Origin of the sequence: Caballeronia grimmiae (assembly GCF_022879615.1) — a bacterium.
Classification (GTDB): Bacteria; Pseudomonadota; Gammaproteobacteria; order Burkholderiales; family Burkholderiaceae; genus Caballeronia; species Caballeronia grimmiae.
On record NZ_CP084271.1, the window covers coordinates 2,131,871 to 2,152,493 of the forward strand.

21 protein-coding genes and 2 tRNA genes are annotated in these 20,623 nt (G+C 63.8%); 10 read left to right on the top strand and 13 right to left on the bottom strand.

From position 1 onward, the window contains the following. The first annotated feature begins 7 nt into the window (after positions 1–7). The 3 genes from LDZ21_RS10255 to LDZ21_RS10265 all read left to right on the top strand — a co-directional run bounded on the left by LDZ21_RS10255 (position 8) and on the right by LDZ21_RS10265 (position 2,057). Positions 8–1,198 (top strand): MFS transporter, encoded by a 1,191-nt coding sequence (locus LDZ21_RS10255; RefSeq protein WP_244793194.1) that lies wholly within the window; start codon positions 8–10, stop codon positions 1,196–1,198. 45 nt (positions 1,199–1,243) lie between these two features. Continuing rightward, positions 1,244–1,333, top strand: a tRNA-Ser gene (locus LDZ21_RS10260). Between the two features lie 361 nt (positions 1,334–1,694). Further along, positions 1,695–2,057 carry a hypothetical protein gene (locus LDZ21_RS10265; protein ID WP_244793196.1) on the top strand — a complete coding sequence of 121 codons (363 nt, stop codon included), beginning with the start codon at positions 1,695–1,697 and terminating at the stop codon, positions 2,055–2,057. A gap of 453 nt (positions 2,058–2,510) precedes the next feature. Here LDZ21_RS10265 and LDZ21_RS10270 read toward each other — a convergent pair whose 3' ends face one another. Next, the gene (locus LDZ21_RS10270; RefSeq protein WP_244793198.1) at positions 2,511–3,467 is read right to left on the bottom strand and encodes a hypothetical protein; all 957 of its coding nucleotides are present in this window, start codon (positions 3,465–3,467) and stop codon (positions 2,511–2,513) included. A 91-nt stretch (positions 3,468–3,558) separates the two neighbouring features. Further along, on the bottom strand, positions 3,559–4,161 hold the full coding sequence (locus tag LDZ21_RS10275) for a tyrosine-type recombinase/integrase (protein WP_244793200.1): 603 nt from the start codon (positions 4,159–4,161) through the stop codon (positions 3,559–3,561). A 275-nt stretch (positions 4,162–4,436) separates the two neighbouring features. Here LDZ21_RS10275 and LDZ21_RS10280 point away from each other — a divergent pair, with 275 nt between their 5' ends. Then, positions 4,437–4,760, top strand: coding sequence for a hypothetical protein (locus LDZ21_RS10280; RefSeq protein ID WP_244793202.1), 324 nt, complete (start codon positions 4,437–4,439; stop codon positions 4,758–4,760). A gap of 217 nt (positions 4,761–4,977) precedes the next feature. Here LDZ21_RS10280 and LDZ21_RS10285 read toward each other — a convergent pair whose 3' ends face one another. Continuing rightward, positions 4,978–5,136: a hypothetical protein gene (locus tag LDZ21_RS10285; protein WP_167569245.1), complete on the bottom strand. Its 159-nt coding sequence runs from the start codon at positions 5,134–5,136 to the stop codon at positions 4,978–4,980. 109 nt (positions 5,137–5,245) lie between these two features. Here LDZ21_RS10285 and LDZ21_RS10290 point away from each other — a divergent pair, with 109 nt between their 5' ends. Both LDZ21_RS10290 and LDZ21_RS10295 read left to right on the top strand, forming a co-directional pair. Then, positions 5,246–5,737 (top strand): energy transducer TonB family protein, encoded by a 492-nt coding sequence (locus LDZ21_RS10290; RefSeq protein WP_244793204.1) that lies wholly within the window; start codon positions 5,246–5,248, stop codon positions 5,735–5,737. 261 nt (positions 5,738–5,998) lie between these two features. Further along, on the top strand, positions 5,999–7,303 hold the full coding sequence (locus LDZ21_RS10295; RefSeq protein WP_244793205.1) for an MFS transporter: 1,305 nt from the start codon (positions 5,999–6,001) through the stop codon (positions 7,301–7,303). A gap of 24 nt (positions 7,304–7,327) precedes the next feature. Here the strand turns inward: LDZ21_RS10295 and LDZ21_RS10300 are convergent, their stop codons facing one another. After that, a complete protein-coding gene (locus LDZ21_RS10300) occupies positions 7,328–8,527 on the bottom strand; it encodes an OpgC domain-containing protein (protein WP_244793207.1) in 1,200 nt (399 codons plus the stop codon). Between the two features lie 225 nt (positions 8,528–8,752). On the opposite strand from LDZ21_RS10300, the gene LDZ21_RS10305 reads away from it, so the two are divergent. Together LDZ21_RS10305 and LDZ21_RS10310 are read left to right on the top strand one after the other, a co-directional pair. Beyond that, positions 8,753–8,932, top strand: coding sequence for a hypothetical protein (locus LDZ21_RS10305; protein ID WP_244794815.1), 180 nt, complete (start codon positions 8,753–8,755; stop codon positions 8,930–8,932). A 268-nt stretch (positions 8,933–9,200) separates the two neighbouring features. Next, positions 9,201–10,565: a chloride channel protein gene (locus LDZ21_RS10310; RefSeq protein WP_244793209.1), complete on the top strand. Its 1,365-nt coding sequence runs from the start codon at positions 9,201–9,203 to the stop codon at positions 10,563–10,565. Between the two features lie 118 nt (positions 10,566–10,683). Here the strand turns inward: LDZ21_RS10310 and minE are convergent, their stop codons facing one another. The 5 genes from minE to map form a co-directional block, all read right to left on the bottom strand. Continuing rightward, positions 10,684–10,938 carry a cell division topological specificity factor MinE gene (gene minE, locus LDZ21_RS10315; protein ID WP_008350955.1) on the bottom strand — a complete coding sequence of 85 codons (255 nt, stop codon included), beginning with the start codon at positions 10,936–10,938 and terminating at the stop codon, positions 10,684–10,686. A 9-nt stretch (positions 10,939–10,947) separates the two neighbouring features. Then, positions 10,948–11,763 carry a septum site-determining protein MinD gene (gene minD / locus LDZ21_RS10320; protein WP_035960590.1) on the bottom strand — a complete coding sequence of 272 codons (816 nt, stop codon included), beginning with the start codon at positions 11,761–11,763 and terminating at the stop codon, positions 10,948–10,950. A gap of 78 nt (positions 11,764–11,841) precedes the next feature. After that, on the bottom strand, positions 11,842–12,621 hold the full coding sequence (gene minC, locus LDZ21_RS10325) for a septum site-determining protein MinC (RefSeq protein ID WP_244793211.1): 780 nt from the start codon (positions 12,619–12,621) through the stop codon (positions 11,842–11,844). 133 nt (positions 12,622–12,754) lie between these two features. Next, positions 12,755–13,279 carry a GNAT family N-acetyltransferase gene (locus LDZ21_RS10330; protein ID WP_244793213.1) on the bottom strand — a complete coding sequence of 175 codons (525 nt, stop codon included), beginning with the start codon at positions 13,277–13,279 and terminating at the stop codon, positions 12,755–12,757. A gap of 166 nt (positions 13,280–13,445) precedes the next feature. Next, positions 13,446–14,228 carry a type I methionyl aminopeptidase gene (gene map / locus LDZ21_RS10335; protein WP_035960586.1) on the bottom strand — a complete coding sequence of 261 codons (783 nt, stop codon included), beginning with the start codon at positions 14,226–14,228 and terminating at the stop codon, positions 13,446–13,448. Positions 14,229–14,440: 212 nt separating this feature from the next. On the opposite strand from map, the gene LDZ21_RS10340 reads away from it, so the two are divergent. Then, the gene (locus LDZ21_RS10340; protein ID WP_244793215.1) at positions 14,441–14,791 is read left to right on the top strand and encodes a hypothetical protein; all 351 of its coding nucleotides are present in this window, start codon (positions 14,441–14,443) and stop codon (positions 14,789–14,791) included. A gap of 104 nt (positions 14,792–14,895) precedes the next feature. Here the strand turns inward: LDZ21_RS10340 and LDZ21_RS10345 are convergent. The 3 genes from LDZ21_RS10345 to LDZ21_RS10355 form a co-directional block, all read right to left on the bottom strand. Beyond that, positions 14,896–14,986: transfer RNA gene (locus LDZ21_RS10345), tRNA-Ser, on the bottom strand. 109 nt (positions 14,987–15,095) lie between these two features. Beyond that, positions 15,096–16,394, bottom strand: coding sequence for a serine--tRNA ligase (gene serS, locus LDZ21_RS10350; protein ID WP_244793217.1), 1,299 nt, complete (start codon positions 16,392–16,394; stop codon positions 15,096–15,098). Positions 16,395–16,633: 239 nt separating this feature from the next. Then, the gene (locus tag LDZ21_RS10355) at positions 16,634–17,950 is read right to left on the bottom strand and encodes a replication-associated recombination protein A (RefSeq protein WP_244793219.1); all 1,317 of its coding nucleotides are present in this window, start codon (positions 17,948–17,950) and stop codon (positions 16,634–16,636) included. Between the two features lie 245 nt (positions 17,951–18,195). On the opposite strand from LDZ21_RS10355, the gene cytX reads away from it, so the two are divergent. Next, the gene (cytX, locus tag LDZ21_RS10360) at positions 18,196–19,500 is read left to right on the top strand and encodes a putative hydroxymethylpyrimidine transporter CytX (protein WP_244793221.1); all 1,305 of its coding nucleotides are present in this window, start codon (positions 18,196–18,198) and stop codon (positions 19,498–19,500) included. Between the two features lie 111 nt (positions 19,501–19,611). Here cytX and speB read toward each other — a convergent pair whose 3' ends face one another. Then, complete coding sequence (speB, locus tag LDZ21_RS10365; protein WP_244793223.1) at positions 19,612–20,622, bottom strand: agmatinase; 1,011 nt, start codon at positions 20,620–20,622, stop codon at positions 19,612–19,614. Position 20,623: the final 1 nt, after the last annotated feature.

The window sequence follows — 20,623 nt, forward strand, 5'->3', positions numbered from 1 at the left end:
CTCGGTGATGCGGCACCGTCCTTTCGCGCTGTTCTGGAGCGCGCGGGTGATGTCGTCGGTGGCGTTTCAGATGATGTCGGTCGCGATCGGATGGCAGGTCTATTCGATCACGCACAGCGCCTTTGCGCTCGGCCTCGTCGGACTCGCGCAGTTTCTGCCGATGTTCGTGCTCACGCTCGTCGTCGGTCATGCCGCGGATCGCTACGACCGGCGCACGATTGCCTATGTCTGTCAGACGATCGAGGGCATCGCGGCGCTCGTGCTGTGCTTCGGCGCGTGGCGCGGCTGGGATCACGTCGGCCCCATCTACGCGATCGCGATGATCACGGGCGCTGCGCGCGCGTTCGAATCGCCATCGATGGCGGCGCTGCTGCCGAACCTCGTCGCGCGCAATCAGTTGCAGCACGCGAGCGCGTGGTCGACATCGGCGAATCAGACCGCGCAGATTCTCGGCCCCGCGATGGGCGGCCTGCTGTACGGCCTGGGCGCATCGACCGTGTATGGCGCGGTGACGGCCGCTTTCGTGGTCGCGGCGTGCGCGGTCTCGGCGATTCGCATCGATGACGCCGTGCGCATGCGTGCGCCCTTGTCGTTTGCGGCGTTGTTCAGCGGGATCGGCTTTATTCGAAGCAAGCCGGTGATTCTCGGCGCGTTGTCGCTCGATCTGTTCGCGGTGCTGCTTGGCGGCGCGACCGCGCTGCTGCCCGTGTTCGCGCGTGACATTCTGCATACCGGTCCATGGGGATTGGGCGTGCTGCGAGCGGCCCCGGCGGCGGGCGCGCTGGCCGGATCGATCTGGCTCGCGCATTTTCCGTTGCGACAGCGCGCGGGCACGGCGCTGTTCGGCGGCGTGATCGCGTTCGGCATCGCGACGATCGTGTTCGGGCTGTCGAGCAATCTGTATGTTTCGCTGATCGCGCTGGCGGCACTGGGCGCGTCGGATGTAATCAGCGTCGTCGTGCGGATGTCGCTCGTGCAATTGCAGACGCCCGACGAGATGCGCGGACGCGTCGGCGCGATCAATTCGCTGTTTATCGGCACGTCGAACCAGCTTGGCGAATTCGAATCGGGGATGACGGCGGGGCTGTTCGGCGCGGTGCCGGCGGTGCTGATCGGCGGCATCGGCACGATTGCGGTCGCGTTGCTGTGGATGCGGCTGTTTCCCGCGCTAAAGGCGACGCGCACGCTCGAAGGCTAACCGTTTCTTGCGGCCTGCGAGTTGCGCTACAATACGCGCCTTGCTGGAGGTGTGGCCGAGCGGTTTAAGGCACCGGTCTTGAAAACCGGCGAAGGAGCGATCCTTCCGTGAGTTCGAATCTCACCGCCTCCGCCAATGCATTAATCGAACCCTGTAAGTCTGATGACTTACGGGGTTTTTGTTTTTTCGACCCATCATTTAGCCCATCAACGAGCACTACCCAATATGGTTGTGCTTCCCTTGGCACTGTGCGTCATGTGTTGGTGAAATACTACGGCGGCGCGCTCTGGACAATTCTAGAGGTTCCAAAAGCTGCTTGATTGTTACCGGCACGTATAAGAAAGAGCCCATTCTGATTGCATAATCAGGCCTTGGTGGGGGAGCGCTTGCGCTCGCCGGTTGCCTGTATCGCCGGTACGCCAACCTTGCCTTGTGCCCGGCCACCCGATGGGCTTCGGGGCGTCGGGTTATTAACTCGATACAGGAAGCCGCACCTTTGCAACACATTCCCGCCGTTCCTGACTCAATCGAGTCCGCCTTTTCCCTTTTTGCGAAGCAGACTCCAAATATGTTTCGCTCTCTTGAACTGCAACGTGCAAATCTGCTGCGCGCGCGTGCAGACGCGGAACGAATACGCAAAACGAGCGCGCAGGATTCGCCTGAGCACGTCGCGGCAAAGGCGCGCCTCACGGCCCTGAATGGCGAACTTAAGTGGGTTCGAGACCAGACGCGCGGCTCGAAAGAGTATCGCAGACTGTACCGTTTCCTCATTGAAACTATCCGCGGCCGGTTAGACCAAACCCGATGGGCGCTGCTTGTCCAAGAGCGCGCGAAAGGCGCGCTGTTTTGGAAGTCCTGAAGATGACCGGCGAACAACTAGCGTCGCTGGTGTTGACGGACCGATAGTGGTTCAACCGCAGCCAAGGGCCTGAATATCGCGCGTTCGTACAACTTGGCCGCCCCGTACACGGGCGGCCTTTTTGCTTCTTACGTGACCACGTTCGGTCCGTTTTGTCTTTACTGTCTCTATTCGGGTCGCTGTGGCGACTCCCAATTCATTGGTCGTTCCGTTGTGATCCTGAAACGGTCACGCAATTCTGGATTCGTGTGTCCCTGCATTAGCATGACCATGCCTCCCAGCCTGCGTGCGTCCTCATCAGTGATAGTGGCATCATGTTCATCAATCGGGACAGGCATAACCGTAGCTCGTTCGATTAAAGGCTGCACCTTTGATCGCTGTACGTTACAGACTTTAAATTCCTGAGTTTCTTCGTCGTAGAATACAATCGCCGCTCGCGCTGGTTTGGTCATCTCAATATCCTCTGCATTGCTGGTATTTCTGAAAGGCGCGCGCCTTACATTCAAGGTAATACGCCGGACTGTTGTACATCGCGCCGCCCGCCGAGCACATTTCCATATCGATATCATACTCAGCGAAGCATTCAGCCTCTTGCGCTTCATTGACGCCCCGCGCCGCCAGTTCCGTTACATCATCGCTCAAAGCATCCGGCTGGTACTCGAACGGCAGCGTGTCACTGAGCAACGAACCGCCTTCGCTATCGTCAGTATCTCCGAAGCTCTTCAGCATCGATTCGCCGTCGCTTGAACCCGCACCGCCAAGCACCGCCCCGGCGACCGTTTCAGCCGCGCCGAGCCAGTCGAAACCGCTTGCGCCATCACCGCCGCCGGAACGAGCGCCCGCCGTGGCGGCGACTTTGGCCGCAATCCTCGTAGGCACATACGGCGAGTCATCGATAAAGCGCCCATTCGCGTCGAGCGGTACGAGTTGGCCGCCACGAAAGGAGTAGATGGTAGGTTTCAGATCTGGTGCCGGCTTCGGCCAGCTTTGCGGTGCGTATTGTCGGGCGACCCGCCGACTACCCCACCAAGCGCGGCTAATGGCAGGAACGATCTGACCATCGCGTACCGCATCGTGAAGGATACGCGTGATATCGTCCCCATCGACCGGCGCGGAAAATGCCGAGATGCTTAAGTGTTCGCGGATAAAAGCAGCATACTCACCGAAATCGCTACAGGCGTGCGCAGCGCGGCGGTTGATGGAAACTCGGAACAACCGGTCGAAGTCTCGCTGATCTTGCTCGATCTGTTCTTCGCGCTCTTTGCGTGCTTTCTGACGCTCTTCGTAAGAGAGCTTCCAACCGCGATCGACGTCCTGCATATCGCGGGCAGGTACGAGCGAACATTGCCAGTCGCTCGTTAGCGGCACCCACAGCGCGTTGTACGAACGCCCCCATTCTGGAAACGACATGTCACCTCCATCTCTAGCAGGAGTGCAAAATCGTAACCGAGTGATGATGTGGGTTTCGAGCCGCATCTCAATAATGCAAAGGGCGGCGTGATCACTTGCCAGGAACGTGCTTCGCCCGCGCTTCCATCAACGGGCGGCGCTGCTCAAGTAAATCCGTGCGGTGATACGCCGCCTCAACCTTATTCGCCACGGTGTGCGCAAGCGCGCGTTCTGCAAGCTCGCGGGCGTGACCGTTCTCGCTGGCCCAATCACGGAAGCTGCTGCGGAATCCATGCGCCGTGGCGACGCGTCCGGGCGTGTCGCTCTTCGCTTTGACCCGGCGCAGGAAGGACGTGAGAACCATATCGCTGAGAACCTTCCCGCGCGGCGAAGGGAACACCAGCGTTTCATGTAGCTGCTGGTCCTTCAGCCGTTTGACAAGCGCCAGCGCGGGCGCGGATAGCGCGACCCGATGCGCTTCTTTCGCTTTCATCCGCTCGGCGGGAACGGTCCAGATACGCGCGTCAAGATCGTACTCGCCCCACGTTGCCCCACGCACTTCGTCGCTGCGCGCCGCCGTCAGAATCAGAAACAGCAGGGCGGCGCGCGTGGCTTCGCCTTGCTTGAATTCTGCGACATGCTTTTTCACGAACGCGGACACGTCGCGCCACGGATTCGCAGGCTGATGCTCTTTCTTGTCCGTCTGCTTCGGCAAGATGTGATCGACAACAGAAACAGGGCTGTTGCGTGTTATTTCTCTGCTGCTGACAGATAAACAAGCAAGAGCACTGCGACCGGACGACAAGCCGGTCTTCGACGGCAAAGTAACGGGGCTGTTTCTCGCTCCTACGAAGAATCGCGACAAACTTCCAGTCTAGCCAAGCCCCGAACAGCCTTACCACCCACGCAATACCACGCGCCCACCGTCAACCAATGAACCCCTCCGACCGCACGCCCTCTAACCCGCCTTAAGCCCACGGAGAACCGCGCATGAAAATCCCAGGCGGCATAACGGCGCTCCTGTTAGCCCTCGCTCTCAGCGATCTCACACCGTCCGCGCATGCCGAAGTCCTGCCGAACACCCAATGGCGCGCATCCGACATCACCTTGTTCGACCTAATCCAGAACGGATACGCAATAACCGGCACGACGAGCGTCGCCGCGCGCAGCGCCGGCCTGCCCGAGGACACCTACATCCTGCAGAAGACAAACAGCGTCTACCGCTGCGTCGAAACGCGCGCGACAGACTCAGCCGCGACGCGTTCAATCACGCCGCTGCGTTGCGCCGAACTGGTCCAACCCTACCGCGACTGACGCAAACGCCCGCGTCAGTTATCGTCCGTTCTGACCGGACGCTCGTGCGGCGCGGGCTCGGCCTTATCGGCATCGGGAACCGAGCCGTTCTCGTTCGGTGACGACGGCGGTTGTTCAGGCGCGCCGTTGGAAGGGGGATCGTTTGCGGGTGACATAGCTTTCTCCCAAGAGGCGCGGGACGCCTCTCTCCTACCTTAGCACCGCATCCCTGGTGCGCTCAACCCACCGGCGGCTCGCCCGCGCCCGGCTCTTTGCCCGGCTGGTCATTCGGCGCCTGCTTGCGGCCTTCGTCGTTACGTTCCGGCAACTTGCTCTTCTCGTTGTCGCTATGCTCGGCCGGCTGTGCATCTTCAGGGCGATTCGGTTCGCTGCTCATGACTTCCTCCGTTCTCCGTTCGATATACAACCATCGTTAGCAAGTTATGCACCCGTCTACGCAATCACCGACTACTATTTAAACATCGAGTCACTCGTGCTTTCGTTCCATGTGCGCCTCATTCATACGACGGTCGGGCATCTGCGTCGCGTCGATACTCCTTCTCGCCACCACCGCCTGCACCTTCACGCCGCCGCCGAGCGTCGTGCAGGCGCGGGCCGCCGCGCCCGCGACGCCCGCGCCCAGTCCCACGCTCAATGACTACAAAGCGCGCATCGCGGAGCGCATCTTCGAGCGCAATCCGTCGCTCGTGCTGCGAGGCACTCCGCAAGCGATGCTGCGCTCGTTCGTCCTCGTCTCGTTCACCGTCGATCGCAGCGGGCGAGTCCTGCATTCGTCGGTGTATCGCACGAACGGGGACGATGAAGCCGAAGCCACCGCGCTCGCGTCGTTGCGACGCTCGGCGCCCTTGCCCGCGCCGCCCGCGCGGCTCCTGAACGGCAGCGGCCAGATCGAACTCTTCGAAGGATGGATGTTCAACGACAACGGCCAGTTCCAGTTGCAGACATCGCACTCGCCGCAGGCGACGACCATCGACTAGCGCCCGCCGGCGAACGAGTTGGCGCTCTCTGCGCCCGGTCGATATACTTTTGGCACCCCTGCCGGCTCCGACCGGCGCCGCCTTCGCCGCGCGCCGACCCCGCGCGCCGCGCGAAGCGCTCATGCGGCCACGCCGCACCCGCCTTGCGCACACTCTCGCGCAGCCCGAGGCATCGTTTTTCATCCCTATAAAAGCTTGACCGAGCGCCATCGTCCATTTGCGGCCGATGCGCCCAACAGCGCTTCATGATACGGAGACACCATGTCCTCAACCCCGCTTTCCGCCGCTAACCCCGGCGATAAAGCCCAAAGCACCTCGCGCGTGATCTTCGCGAGCTTCATCGGCACCGCGATCGAGTTCTACGACTTCTACGTGTACGCCACCGCCGCCGCGCTCGTCATCGGGCCGGTGTTCTTTCCGCACGGATCGCCGGCGGCGCAGGCGCTCTCGGCGTTCGTCACCTTCGGCATCGCGTTTCTGGCTCGCCCCATCGGCTCGTTCCTGTTCGGGCATTTCGGCGATCGCGTCGGCCGGAAATCGACGCTCGTCGCCTCGCTGCTCGTGATGGGCGTCTCCACGACGCTCATCGGCTTCGTGCCCGGCTACGATTCCATCGGCAGCCTCGCGCCCGTGCTGCTGTGCATCCTGCGCTTCGGCCAGGGCATCGGGCTCGGCGGCGAATGGGGCGGCGCGGCGCTGCTCGCGACCGAATACGCGCCCAAAGGCAAGCGCGGTCTCTTCGGGATGTTTCCGCAACTCGGGCCGTCGGTCGGCTTTCTGGCATCGAACGGACTGTTCTTCGGCCTCGCGCTCTCGCTTTCCGATGAACAGTTCCGCAGCTGGGGCTGGCGCGTGCCGTTCATCGTCAGCGCGGTGCTGGTGGCGCTCGGCCTCTATGTGCGCCTGAAGATCGCGGAAACGCCGGCGTTCCGCGCCGCACTGGAACGCCAGGAGCGCGTGCGCGTGCCCATCGCGACGCTGCTTGGCCGCTATCTCGGGCCGACGCTGCTCGGCGCACTCGCGATGGTCGTCTGCTATACGCTCTTCTACATCTCGACGGTCTTTTCGCTGTCGTACGGCGTCGCCACGCTGCACTTCTCGCGCGAGAAGTTCCTCGGCCTGTTGTGCTTCGCCGTGCTGTTCATGGCGATCGCCACGCCGATCTCCGCCATCGCCAGCGACCGCTTCGGCCGCAAGCCGGTGCTGGCCGTCGGCTGCATCGCGGCGATCCTCTCCGGCTTCGCGATGGCGCCGTTGCTCGGCAGCGGCAACACGGCGTACGTCGCGCTCTTCCTCGTAATCGAACTGTTCCTCATGGGCGTGACGTTCGCACCGATGGGCGCGCTTCTGCCCGAACTGTTTCCGACCAACGTGCGCTATACCGGCGCGGGCGTCGCGTACAACCTGGGCGGGATTCTGGGAGCGTCGGTGGCGCCGTATATCGCGCAACTGCTCGCGAATCGCGGCGGACTCGCGTGGGTCGGCGGCTACGTGTCGGTCGCGGCGGCGGTGAGCCTCCTCGCCGTGCTCGCGATGCGCGAGACACGCGATATCACGCTGGAGTGACCAAGGCGCGGCGCGGCGACACGTTCAACGCTCGCGCCGCCGATCGACGGCGTGCGCGGGCGCCGGCCGCCGCTCGATGACGGACAGACGCGGTGAAGGCTTCGCCCCGGCGCGCGCCGCCTCTTTCGCGCGGGTCGCCTTCGCCGCCTTGCGATCCGCCCAGAAGCGCGCGAGCCAGAGCAGCGCGCCGATGGCGAGCGCATCGGCGGCAAGTCCCGCGAGCCAGTGCGACGGCGTCCGTCCCAGTTGATCGACGCCCATCACGCGCAGCGCCGAATCCAGCACCAGCGACACGCACGCGCCCGCGATGAAACACACGAGCCCCTGCTGCCCCACCGTCACGACGCCCGGCAGCCTGCGCGCCAGATCGCCGATCCATCCTCGATACACCGCCCGCGCGACGATCCACGCCACCACCGCGAAGCTCACGATGCGCAGCGTCGCGAGATTCTGCTTCATGTATCCCGGCGGGGCTTGCGTCTCGAGGAACAGCTTTGCAAACGCGAACGTCAGCGCGAACGCGACCGCGAAGCACGTGAGCCAGCGCGCGGTCCGGCTTGCGTGGAACGTGTCGCTGATCGGCTGCACGCGCGCCAGCACGCCCGCCGCGAACATCAGTTGCCAGGCGAACGGATTGAAGGACCACGCTTGCACATACGATGCCGGCAACGCGTGCCCGAGCGGCGCGGCGGCGAGCCACAGCAGCAGGCTGCCGAACATCACGACGACGGGTTTGCGCTGCGCAAGCGGCGCCACGACCGGCATGGCGAGCGCGAAGAGCGCGTACATCGGCAATACCGACGACAGATACGGCTGCTGGCGCAACGTCGCGACATCGAGCATCAGACCGAACGGACGCCCGAGCAGCGCGGGCCATTCGGTGTATTGCAGCATCGGCGAATCGATCTGGAGGAGCATCAGCAGCGCGCCGCCCAGCAGCATCAGCACCGCCGTCAGCAGGTACGCGCGGTAGATTTCCCAGCTTCGCTTGAAAAAGCGTCGGCGAGCGGCCGGATGGCCACGGCGAGTCGCGAGCGCCGTGTAAGCCGCCGCCGACGCGTAACCGCCAAGAAACACGAAGACTTCAGCTGAATCGCAGAACGCGTATCGATGCAACGTGAAATGCGACAGCACGCTTCCCGATATATGGTCGACCGCGATGACCAGCAGCACGATTCCCCGGAAGAAATCGACTTCTAGTGAACGTGTCGTCGGGGAAGTCATCGATCAATTGCTCCACGAACTGCTGTCGGGCGCGCCTCTCAGGGACGATTGCGCGTATTCGGGTTGGTAAGCGGCGCTGCAAGAAGATTCCCTGAAATGCGTGCATCAAAGCTAACACTCGAACGCCGTCCGCAAGCTGGCGGGAAAATGGCGTTTCTGCCGGTTTCACGCGCGGCGCGGCGTGCCTATACTCGACTGCAGCAAGGCACTTCAGCGGAGACCACCATGCGCCTCTATCTGCAAAGCTCGCACCTCGTCGCGATGATCGCCATCGCGCTGTCCGTCGCCCTGCTGCTTGCGATCCGCTTCCGGCCCGCGACATGGCGCGGAGTCCTATGGGAGGCGGTCGTCGCCAATCTCGGCGCGATCGCCGCCGTGATTGCTTTCGAAGTCCTTACGGCTTGAACGTCCAGGCGACGAAGTTCGAAACTCCGTTGAACTTCCATCGCGTGACCCAGTCGGAACGATTAATGCCGCGCGTGCTCGCTCATATTCCGGCGCGTGCGGCGCACTTCTCCTCTCCGCTCCTGCTTTGTGGGAGCGTTTCCTGGGCGCCCGGCGCAAGCCTCGCGCCTGTTCTTTTTTCTGGCGGCCGTTCTGCCTTTACAGCCAGCGCGCCCGTTTATGAGATGGTCGATATAATCGGCGCTCTTCAGAAAGCGACGGCTACCGCATGCTCCGAGCGCTCCGCTCTCTCTCGACCCTGACCACGCGCCGCACGCGCAGTCTGTGGCGGCGCTACGGCATCTTCTGGCTGGGCGCGATTCTCGTCGGTCTCGTCGCGGTGTATTACGCACGACTCATCGACTGGGGCTACGGCCTCTTCATGCACTATCGCGCCGAGCATCCGTGGCTGCCGCTCATCGTGACGCCGGCGGTCGCGGCGCTGTGCGTCTTTCTTACGCGCAGCTTCTTTCGCGGCTCCGAAGGCAGCGGTATTCCGCAAGTCATCGCCGTGCTGCACAGCCCGACGGCGGCGGCAGGCAAGCGGCTCCTGACGCTCAAAATCCTCGCGAGCAAGATCGCCGTTTCCTTCATCGCGATTCTCGGCGGCTTCACGATCGGACGCGAAGGGCCGACCGTGCAGGTCGGCGCGGCGCTGATGTTCAACATGCGGCGGTTCTATCCGCGCTCGAATCTGCTGATCGAGCGGCAACTCGTGCTCGCAGGCGCGGCGGCGGGTCTGTCGGCGGCGTTCAACACGCCGCTTGCCGGTATCGTGTTCGCGATCGAAGAACTGACGCGCAGCTTCTCGACGCGCGCGAGCGGCGTGCTGATCACCGGCATCATCATCGCCGGCATCGTGGCGCTGGGGCTGAACGGCAACTACACGTACTTCGGCACCATCGATGTCGGCGCGCATTTCCCCAGTCTGCTTGCAGTCGCGGTCGTCGTGACGGCGGTCATCACCGGTATCGCGGGCGGCGTGTTCTGCTGGCTGCTGCTCAACACGGCGAAGTGGATTCCCGCGCCGCTGCGCACGCTGCACGCATCGCGCCCGGTGGCGTTCGCGGCGCTGTGCGGACTCGTCATCGCGGTGGCGGGCATCGTATCCGGCGGCACGACGTTCGGCAGCGGATACGCCGAAGCGCGCGGCCTGCTCGAAGGGCGCGAGCATCTGTCGGTGTTTTATCCGCTGCTCAAGATGGTGTCGATGATCGGCTCGTATCTGCCCGGCATCCCCGGCGGCATCTTCGCGCCGTCGCTGTCGATCGGCGCGGGCTTCGGCAATGTGCTCCACATATTTTTCACCGACATGCCGCTGCCGATGCTCATCGCGCTCGCGATGGTCGGCTATCTCGCCGCCGTCACCCAGTCGCCGATCACCGCGTTCGTCATCGTGATGGAGATGATCAACGGCCACGCGCTCGTCATCTCGCTGATGGCGACCGCGCTCATCTCGAGCCGGGTGTCGCGTGCGTTCGCGCCCCCGCTCTACGAGGCGCTGTCCGAGCGCTATGCGACGCCCGTCGCCCCGCACACGCCGTCGCCGGAAGTGCCGGCAACCGAAGCGGCGCGCGTCGAAAAACAGGCGTGAACCGCGGCGCGCAAACGATAGCGCGCATAAGCAAAAAGCCAGGATCGCCGGATCCTGGCTTTTTCATATCACAACTCACCGCGCGGACGTACGACGCCGCGCGGTGCGCGATGGCGCGTTACGCCTGCGGAATTTCGATCTTCACTTCCAGCACTTCGAGATCGTCCTGACGTTCGAGGCTCACTCGAATATCGTCATCGGAAATCTTCACGTACTTCGAAATCACGGCAACCAGTTCTCGTTGCAACGCCGGCAGATAATCGGCGGCGGCTTTGCCACCCGCGCGCTCGTGCGCAATGATCAACTGCAAGCGTTCCTTCGCGACCGTAGCGGACTTCTTTTTCTCGCCCAGCAAAAACGAAAGAATCGACATTGCGTCCCCTTACTTGGTGCCGAAGATGCGTTGCAGCAGGCCAGGCTTCTGGTAGTCAGTGAAACGCAGCGCCTTTTCCTCGCCGAGGAAACGCGACACCACGTCCTTGTAGGATTCCGCGACATCGGTGCCGTCGAGATGCACGGCCGGCAAACCCTGATTCGATGCATGCAGCACCGCTTCGGATTCCGGGATCACGCCGATTAGGTCGATGCGCAGGATTTCCTGGATATCGCTGAGCGACAGCATCTCGCCCTCGGAGACGCGCTTCGGGTTGTAGCGCGTGATCAGCAAGTGTTCCTTGACCGGCTCCTTGCCTTCCATCGCGCGCTTCGTCTTCGATGCGAGGATGCCGAGAATGCGGTCCGAATCCCGCACCGACGACACTTCCGGATTCGTCACGATGAGCGCTTCGTCGGCGAAGTGCATGGCCATCAGCGCGCCCGACTCGATGCCCGCGGGCGAATCGCAGACGATGTACTCGAAGTCCATCTTGATGAGTTCGTCGATGACCTTCTCGACGCCTTCGAGCGTCAATGCGTCCTTGTCACGCGTCTGAGACGCCGGAAGGATGTAAAGGTTCTCGCATTTCTTGTCCTTGATGAGCGCCTGATGCAGGTTCGCTTCGCCCTGAATGACGTTGATCAGGTCGTACACGACGCGGCGTTCGCAGCCCATGATGAGGTCGAGGTTGCGCAGACCGACGTCGAAGTCGATCACGGCCGTCTTGTGGCCGCGTATGGCAAGCGCCGATGCAAAGCTCGCGCTGGTGGTCGTCTTGCCGACGCCGCCCTTCCCCGAAGTCACCACAATGATTTTTGCCATACAAGTACCTTGTGTTCGTCAATAGGTCCGCTTGCGCCTCATGCATGAGCGCGCGCCATACGCAACGGGCGCGCGGCTTCAGGTCAGCCGCAGCGGTTCGATCATGAGCTTTTCTTCGTTGAGCCAGATCTGCACGGGCTTGCTCTGCACATCGGCTGCGAGCGGGTTCTCGGTCGTCCGGTAGATCCCGGCGATGGAAATCAGTTCCGGCTCGAGACACGTGCAGAAGATGCGCGCTTCGAGATTGCCGTGCACGCCTGCGAGCGCGCGGCCACGCAACGGCGCATAGATATGGATGTTCCCTTCCGCGATGACCTCGGCTCCATACGACACGAGCCCGAGCACGATGAGATCGCCCTTCGCGTACACCTGCTGGCCGGAGCGAAGCGGCCTGTCGATGATGGTCGCCGGCTGCGGCAGCGCGGGCGGCGGCTCCTTCGCGACGGCTGCTTCGATGACAGCGGCGGCTTCGGTGTTGGGCTTCGCTTCATCGACGGAGGGCTTCGGCGCGCCCCGGCGGTCGCGTGCTTCCAGAATGGGCAGGCCGCCCGCGTTGGCCCATTGAATCGCCCAGGCCTGCGACGGCAACGCGACGATGCCAACGGGACGCATGCGTACGCTTTTCAAAAGCGTCTCAAGCTCCGCAAGCGATACACGCTCGCCTTCGCCGCCGTCAGCCGAGGCAAGGCGCCGCACGTCGATGGCGACGACATCGTTCGCGAAGAATTCGGGAGTCGCTTCGAAGCGCCGCGTGAGTTCGGTGCGAAGGACGTCGAGGTCGGGAGTCTTGACGACGAAGAGAAGCGTGTCGACGGAGCCGCTGCGCAGTTCGAAGAAGGGCGTTTTGTTGAGCGACATAGGAACGGCCAAAAATTTTGCGTATTTTACAGGCGTACACGCTTGCGGCCATAGTTTTTCAGGCCGATTTTCTGGCATCGAACAGATGAGTGCGTGCTGCGCGCACGCCATGCAAAGGCTGGACGTGGAGGGCTTAAGCGTCGTATCCGGACTTCATGTGACGCACGTAGAGCGATTCCGCTTCCTGCTCGTGCATCGGCATCGCGCGTCGATCGCCGGTGGGGCCGAAGCCGAGGCGTTCGTAGAAGCGCATCGCGTTGCGGTTTTCATCGGCGATCCATGCATGCACTTCCGACGCGCCCTGCTCCGCAAGCCACTGCGATGCGAAGTTGACGAGCAGTTCCCCGCCCCGCAGATGACGAACCGCCGGCGCGACCCACAGTGCGCTCACGAATGCCCGCTTGTCATCGGCCTCTTCGACATACGCATGCACGAGCCCGGCCGGATGCCCTTCGGTGTACAGCAGAAAGGTGGCGAGCCGGGGCGAGCTGGCGTGCAGCGTGGCGGTATCGTCGAATGAAGCGGGATCGACGAGCAGTGCTTCTTCGAGTGTTTCGCCGAACGCGTACGGCGCTTCGCGCAGCGATGCCGTGCGAAGCTCGCGCAAAACCGAACCTTGTTGCGCGCCGATGCGGCTGACGGTCAGTGAGGGACTCATGCGGGCGATTATCTCTCTGGCTTTCTGGCTTTGCCCGGGCGCCTTGCGGCGGCTCGGGCGCAGGCCCATTCGCGTAGCTTCATCCGAACGGGCGTACCCGTCAATTCCTAAATCCTGGAAAGTGCTTAACAGCGCACGCTTTCGAGGCTTTGCTGGCGCTGTCCGCTCACGGTTGCGCGTAAGCGCCCGTGCCATCCGGCCAGGGCGTAAGCAGCTCGAAGCCTTCCTCGGTGACGGCGACCATGTGTTCCCATTGCGCCGACAGCGAGCGATCCTTGGTGGTGACGGTCCAGCCATCGCGTGATTGCTGCGTGGCCGCGCGGCCCGCGTTGATCATCGGCTCGATGGTGAAGACGAGGCCGGGCTTCAGACGCAGCCCCGCGCCGCGCTGGCCGTAATGCAGCACTTGCGGGTCTTCGTGATACACCCGGCCGATGCCGTGGCCGCAATACTCGCGCACCACCGAGAAGCCTTCGCGATGCGCGACCGACTGAATTGCGAAGCCGATATCGCCGAGCGTCGCGCCGGGACGCACCGCGCGGATGCCGGCGACCATCGCTTCGTAGGTGGTTTCGGTCAGACGCCGCGCTTCCTTCGCAGGCGTGCCGGCGTAGTACATGCGGCTGGTGTCGCCGAAGTAGCCGTCCTTGATGATCGCGACATCGATGTTGATGATGTCGCCGTCCTTCAATTCCTTCGGCCCCGGAATGCCGTGACACACCACGTGATTGACCGACGTGCAAACCGTCTTCGGAAAGCCCATGTAGCCGACGTTCGCCGGCACCGCCTTCAACTCGTCGACGATGAAGCGATTGCAGATGGAGTCGAGTTCGTCGGTGGTGACGCCGGGGCGCACGTGTTCGGCGATCATCGCGAGAACTTCGGCGGCCAGGCGGCCTGAGATGCGCAGCTTCTCGATGTCGGCGGGAGTCTTGAGGGTGATGGCCATTGAGCAATGCGGATGGTTTCGTGCCGCCTGCATGCGGGCCCGGAACCGCCTCTGGCGACTGCCGGAGGTGCGCCCCGCACGAGGACAATGGGCCCGATGATAGCATTGCCGGTTTCGGCAACGGGCGGCGGCCGCTCTGGACCACGGCCTTTTGCGCTGTTTCCGGCGTGCGTCGCGTCCGTGCGCCGACTCGCGTTTTCTCACGGAGCGTTATGACCTTGCATCGCCTAATTCTCGTTACCGCTTTTGCTTCGGCTGCCGGGGCGCTTGCCGCGTGCGGCTCGACCAGTGGCCCGGAACTGCGGGCAGCGAAACCCATGATCTATGTCTCGTCGGCGCGCGCGGCGTCGGACATATCGGACTGCCTGCAGCGGAGGCTGCCGTCGACGCAAGTGATCCGCGATCAGGGTTCGACGGAGCTTATCGTCGGATCGAATGCGTGGCTCGTGACGCTGACCCCTTCGGGGTACGGATCGATCGTGAAGGTGCAGCAGTCGGCGAGCGATGATGGCGGCGTGCCGGAGCCGCAGATGCGCTTCGATGTGGCGCGTTGCGTGGTCTGAGTCTGCTTGCCGGGGCGCGGGCCATACGGTCCGCGAGTTCTCTGAATCAGCGCCGGAAATGAAAAACCCCGCAAGTCTTATCGACTTGCGGGGTTCAAGAATTTTGGCGGAAAGGGTGGGATTCGAACCCACGGTACGGGAAAACCGTACGCCTGATTTCGAGTCAGGTACATTCGACCACTCTGCCACCTTTCCGTCTACCAGCTTACTGCTGCCGGCCTTCGCTAAACGGGTCGCTGCTCAACGAAGAATGAAAGTATATCGAAGCCGCTGAAGTTTTCAAGCACCTTTTTGCAAATAAACATCACGCCGATGCACCGGCTTCGATCCGTTCCGCACCGCGCATATACGGACGCAGCGCCGCCGGAATCGTCACCGATCCGTCCGCGTTCTGGAAGTTTTCCAGCACCGCGACGAGCGTGCGCCCGACCGCCAGTCCCGAGCCGTTGAGCGTGTGCACGAACTCCGGCTTGCCCTGCGCGTTGCGAAAGCGCGCCTGCATGCGGCGCGCCTGAAACGCCTCGGTGTTCGAACAGCTCGAAATCTCGCGATAGGTGTTTTGCGCCGGCAGCCAGACCTCCAGATCGAAGGTCTTGGCCGCCGAGAAGCCCATGTCGCCCGTACACAGCGTGATGACGCGGTAAGGCAGTTCGAGCTTTTGCAGGATGGCTTCCGCCTGGCCGACCATCTCGTCGAGCGCCGCGTACGAATGTTCGGGCGCGACGACCTGCACCATCTCGACCTTGTCGAACTGATGCTGGCGGATCAGTCCGCGCGTGTCGCGTCCATACGAGCCGGCCTCCGAACGGAAGCACGGCGAGTGCGCGGTCAGCTTCACAGGCAGCGCGCTCGCTTCGAGGATGCTGTCGCGCACGGTATTCGTCAGCGAAATCTCCGACGTCGAAATCAGATACTGCGTGACCGTGTTCTCGTCGCCACCCTTTTCCACGCGGAACATGTCGTCGGCGAACTTCGGCAACTGGCCGGTGCCGTACAGAATCTCCGGATTGACGATGTACGGCGTATAAGCCTCCGTATAACCGTGCTGCTCGGTATGCGTGTCGATCATGAACTGCGCGAGCGCGCGATGCAGCCGCGCAATCGGCCCGCGCAGCAGCGTGAAGCGCGCGCCCGAGAGCTTCGCGCCCGTTTCGAAATCGAGGCCGAGCGGCGCGCCGACATCGACGTGATCCTTTACTTCGAAATCGAATGCGCGCGGTGCGCCCCAGCGCCGCACTTCGACGTTCTGCGTCTCGTCGTTGCCGACCGGCACGCTTTCGTGCGGCAGATTCGGCACCGTCAGCATCAGATCCGACAGACGCTTCTGCACGTCATCCAGTTGCGCCGCCGATGCCTTCATCGTGTCGCCGATGCCGCTTACTTCCGCCATGACGGCGGACGTGTCCTCGCCGCGGCCTTTCATCGCTCCGATCTGCTTCGACAGGCTGTTGCGGCGCGCCTGAAGTTCTTCGGTGCGAGTCTGAATCTCGCGGCGCTCGGCTTCGAGCGCGGCGAAGGCGGCGACGTCGAGTGTGTAACCCCGATCGGCGAGGCGCTTCGCGACGCCGTCCAGGTCTTTGCGGAGGAGTTGAATGTCGAGCATGACGGGCTGCTTTTGTTAAGTATTCGGAAACGCCGATTCTAGCGTACGGACAGGCGAGGACTGACTGACGCACGTTCGCGCGGAAACAGCGTCGGGCCTGTGCGCGAACCGCCTATGCGCAGTCAGCGCCGCTTGATGAAATCACTGCTGAAGTCTAGTCCACCGTCCGCGCGAGTCACCGGGCGCGCCGCGCTCGCTTGGTGAAAAACGCGGCGCCCCGGAGCGAAACACCCGGCGCATCATCGCTTCTTTTCTTCCCGATGCTCGCGCCGCCATGCATCGTCGAGATCGGCGAGGCGTGAAAGTTTTTCGCCGATCTTGCCCTCCAGTCCGCGCGGCGTCGGCTGATACCAGTGCGGCTCGCGCATGCCGTCCGGGAGATAAGTCTCGCCGGCTGCGTAGGCGTCGGGCTCGTCGTGGGCGTAGCGGTACTCGTGGCCGTAGCCGAGCTCTTTCATCAGCTTCGTCGGCGCGTTGCGCAGATGCACGGGCACGCCGCGCGACTGGTCCTTGCCGACGAACCGCCGCGCCTCGTTATAGGCGTTGTAGCCGGCATTCGATTTCGGCGCGACCGCGAGATAGATGAGCGCCTGCGCGAGCGCCAGTTCGCCCTCGGGCGTGCCGAGGCGCTCGTAGGTTTCGGCGGCATCGAGCGCGATGCGCGCGCCGCGCGGATCGGCAAGCCCGATGTCCTCCCACGCCATGCGCACGATGCGCCGCGCCAGATATCGCGCGTCCGCGCCGCCGTCGAGCATGCGGCAGAACCAGTACAGCGCCGCATCCGGATTGCTGCCGCGCACCGACTTATGCAGCGCGCTGATCTGGTCGTAGAACGCGTCGCCGCCCTTGTCGAAACGACGCAGATTTTCCGCGAGGGCGCTGCCGAGCAAGGCGCCGTCCACGTCCGTCGTCTTTTGCTGCGCCGCCGCCCGCGCGACGATCTCGAGGTTGTTGAGCAGCTTGCGCCCGTCGCCGTCCGCCGAGCCGATGAGCGCGTCGCGCGCCTCGTCCGTGAAGGTCAAGCCGCCGAGTTCGGCGGTCGCACGTTCGAGCAGTTGCTTCAGCTCGTCGGCGTCGAGGCTTTTGAGCACGTACACGGCCGCACGCGACAACAACGCACTGTTCACTTCGAACGAAGGATTCTCGGTCGTCGCGCCGACGAACACGAACAGGCCCGATTCGACATGCGGCAAGAACGCATCCTGCTGGCTCTTGTTGAAGCGATGCACTTCGTCGACGAAAACGAGCGTCTGCCGCCCGTTCGCGCGATGAATCTGCGCGGTCTCGACGGCCTCGCGGATATCCTTCACGCCCGACAGCACCGCCGAAAGCGAGATGAACTCGGCGTTGAACGCAGCGGCCATGAGGCGCGCAAGCGTCGTCTTGCCGACGCCGGGCGGGCCCCAGAGGATCATCGAATGCGCCTCGCCCGATTCGAACGCGACGCGCAGCGGCTTGTTTGGCCCGAGCAGATGCTTCTGGCCGATCACATCGTCGATGGTGCGGGGACGCAGGCGCTCCGCGAGCGGAACGTTGCCACGGTTTTCTTCGAACATGGGCGGTGGACGCAGTGGATGCAGGTTGGTGCGCTGATCGCACGCAGCAAAAACGCGGCGATAATCTTGCGCTTTTCACGGAGCGCGGGGCATTAGCCATTCGGCCAGGTTTCCGCGCGGCCAGCCGTGGCGCAAAATGGGCAACGATTCCGGGAATTATGACAGCCGGACGCTGCTCATGATCGCGCCGGTCGAGAACGCGGCGGCCGTCACTCCGAACCGACACTATGTGGGGATCCAATCCGATGCAGCAAGACAACACGTCCACCTACGCGCCGCTCACGCCGGTGCCCGCCGAGCGGCGCGCTTTCGGCACGAGCGACGCCTTCGCGCTCTGGTTCTCGCTCGGCATCGGTCTCTTGGTCGCACAGGCGGGCGCGCTGCTCGTGCCGGGCTTGTCGCTGCCGCACGCGCTGGTTGCGATCGTCATCGGCACGGTGATCGGCGTCGTGCTGCTGGCGCTCGCCGGCGTCATCGGCACCGACACGGGGCTCGCGGCGATGTCGTCGCTGCGCCCGACGCTCGGCGTGCGCGGCGCGTCGGCGCCCGCCGTGCTGAACGCGGTGCAACTGGTCGGCTGGGGCTCGTTCGAAATCATCGTGATGCGCGATTCCGCCGACGCGCTCGCCCGGCAATCCTTCCATCTCTCGATGCCGCTCGTCTGGACGCTCGTGTTCGGCGCGCTTGCGACGCTGCTCGCGATAAGCGGCCCGCTCTCTTTCGTGCGGCGCTTTCTGCGGACGTGGGGCATCTGGCTGCTGCTCGGCGGCGCGGGCTGGCTGACCTGGAACCTGCTTTCGAAGCATGATCTCGCCTCGCTGATGGCGCGTCCCGGGACCGGCGAGATGGCGTTCGGCGCGGGCATCGATCTGGTCGTCGCGATGCCGCTTTCGTGGCTGCCGCTCATTGCGGATTACACGCGCTTCGGGCGCAGCGCACGCGGCACGTTTCGCGGCACGCTGCTCGGCTATGGCATCGCGAACCTGTGGTTCTATGCGCTCGGCGCGGTCTATGGCCTCGCGGCGGGCGGCGGCGATGCGCTCCTGACCGTCGCGCTGGCGCAGGCGGGCGGCGGCATCGCGCTGCTGCTGATCCTGATCGATGAAATCGACAACGCCTTCGCCGACATTCACTCGGCCGCCGTGTCGACGGGCACGTTCTGGGTGCGCGCGAGCGTGCCGATGCTGTCGGCTGGCTACGGCGCGTTGTGCACGCTGGTCGCGCTCTTCGTCGCGATGGGCAAGTATCAGAACTTCCTGCTGCTGATCGGCTCGGTGTTCGCGCCGCTGTTCGGGGTGGTGCTGGCGGATCACTTCGTGGTGAGAAAGCGCCGGGTGGATGCGGCCGCGCTCGGCCGGCTCGACGGGCGTTATGGCTACTCCGGCGGCTGGCACGTGAGCGCGTTCGTCGCGTGGGCGATCGGCATTGCCGCGTATCACGCGATCAATCAATGGCTGCCGAATCTCGGCGCGACGCTGCCGGCGCTCGCGCTGGGCGCTGCGTGCTATCTGCTGCTGGTTTCGACGCGGCGGGCGGCATTGGCTTCGTGAGCGCCGCGCCGCGCGGGCGCTTCGGGCAAACGACGCGGCGGGCGTGCGCGCGAGAACGAGCGCGCCCGCTTTGGCGCCTGATGCATCGGTAGCGCTGCGCAAGCGGTATCGTCAAACGCGCCTTTGCACACCTGGCAGCACGCACAACAACTCGAAGGCGAGATTCGCACCGAGCAGCGCGGTCGTGCCGAACGGATCGTACGGCGGCGCGACCTCCACCAGGTCCGCGCTGACGATGTTCAGCCCCCACGCGCCGCGCACGATCTCCAAAGCCTGCGGCACCGTCAGCCCGGCGATTTCCGGCGTGCCGGTTCCGGGCGCGAAGGCTGGATCGATGCCGTCGATATCGAACGTGATGTACACCGGCCCGTCGCCCATCTGCGCGCGCACTTCCTCCATCAGCGGCGCGAGCGACTTGTTCCAGCATTCCTCCGTCTGCACGACGCGAAAACCCTGCTCGCGGCACCAGTCGAAGTCGCCCGCTTCGTAACCGGTTCCGCGCAGTCCGATCTGCACGACCCGCTCGCAATCGAGCAGGCCCTCTTCCACCGCGCGGCGAAACGGCGTGCCGTGCGCGATCTTCTCGCCGAACATCGTGTCGTTGACGTCCGCGTGGGCGTCGACGTGAATCAGGCCGACCTTGCCGTGCTTCGCGTGAATCGCGCGCAGGATCGGCAACGCGATGGTGTGATCGCCGCCGAGCGTGATCGGCTTGCAATCGTGTTCGAGAATCTCGCGATACGCCCGCTCGATCCGGTCGATGGAATCGAGCAGGTTGTACGGATTGATCGCCACGTCGCCGATGTCCGCGACACGCAGCGAATCGAACGGCGCGGCGCGCGTCGCCATGTTGTAGGGGCGCAGCAACACCGATTCGCTGCGCACCTGACGCGGCCCGAAGCGCGCGCCGGTGCGGTTCGACGTGCCGAGATCGAACGGCACGCCGACGAAACACGCGTCGAGTCCGGCGGCGGATGGCACGTGGGGCAAGCGCATCATCGTCGTGATCCCGCCGCAGCGCGGCATCTGGTTGCCCGACAGCGGCTGCGGCCGCTCGGCGCGATGATCCTGAAAATGCGAATCGAAGTGTTCGGCGGGAGCAAAGAGCGAAGATGTATTCATG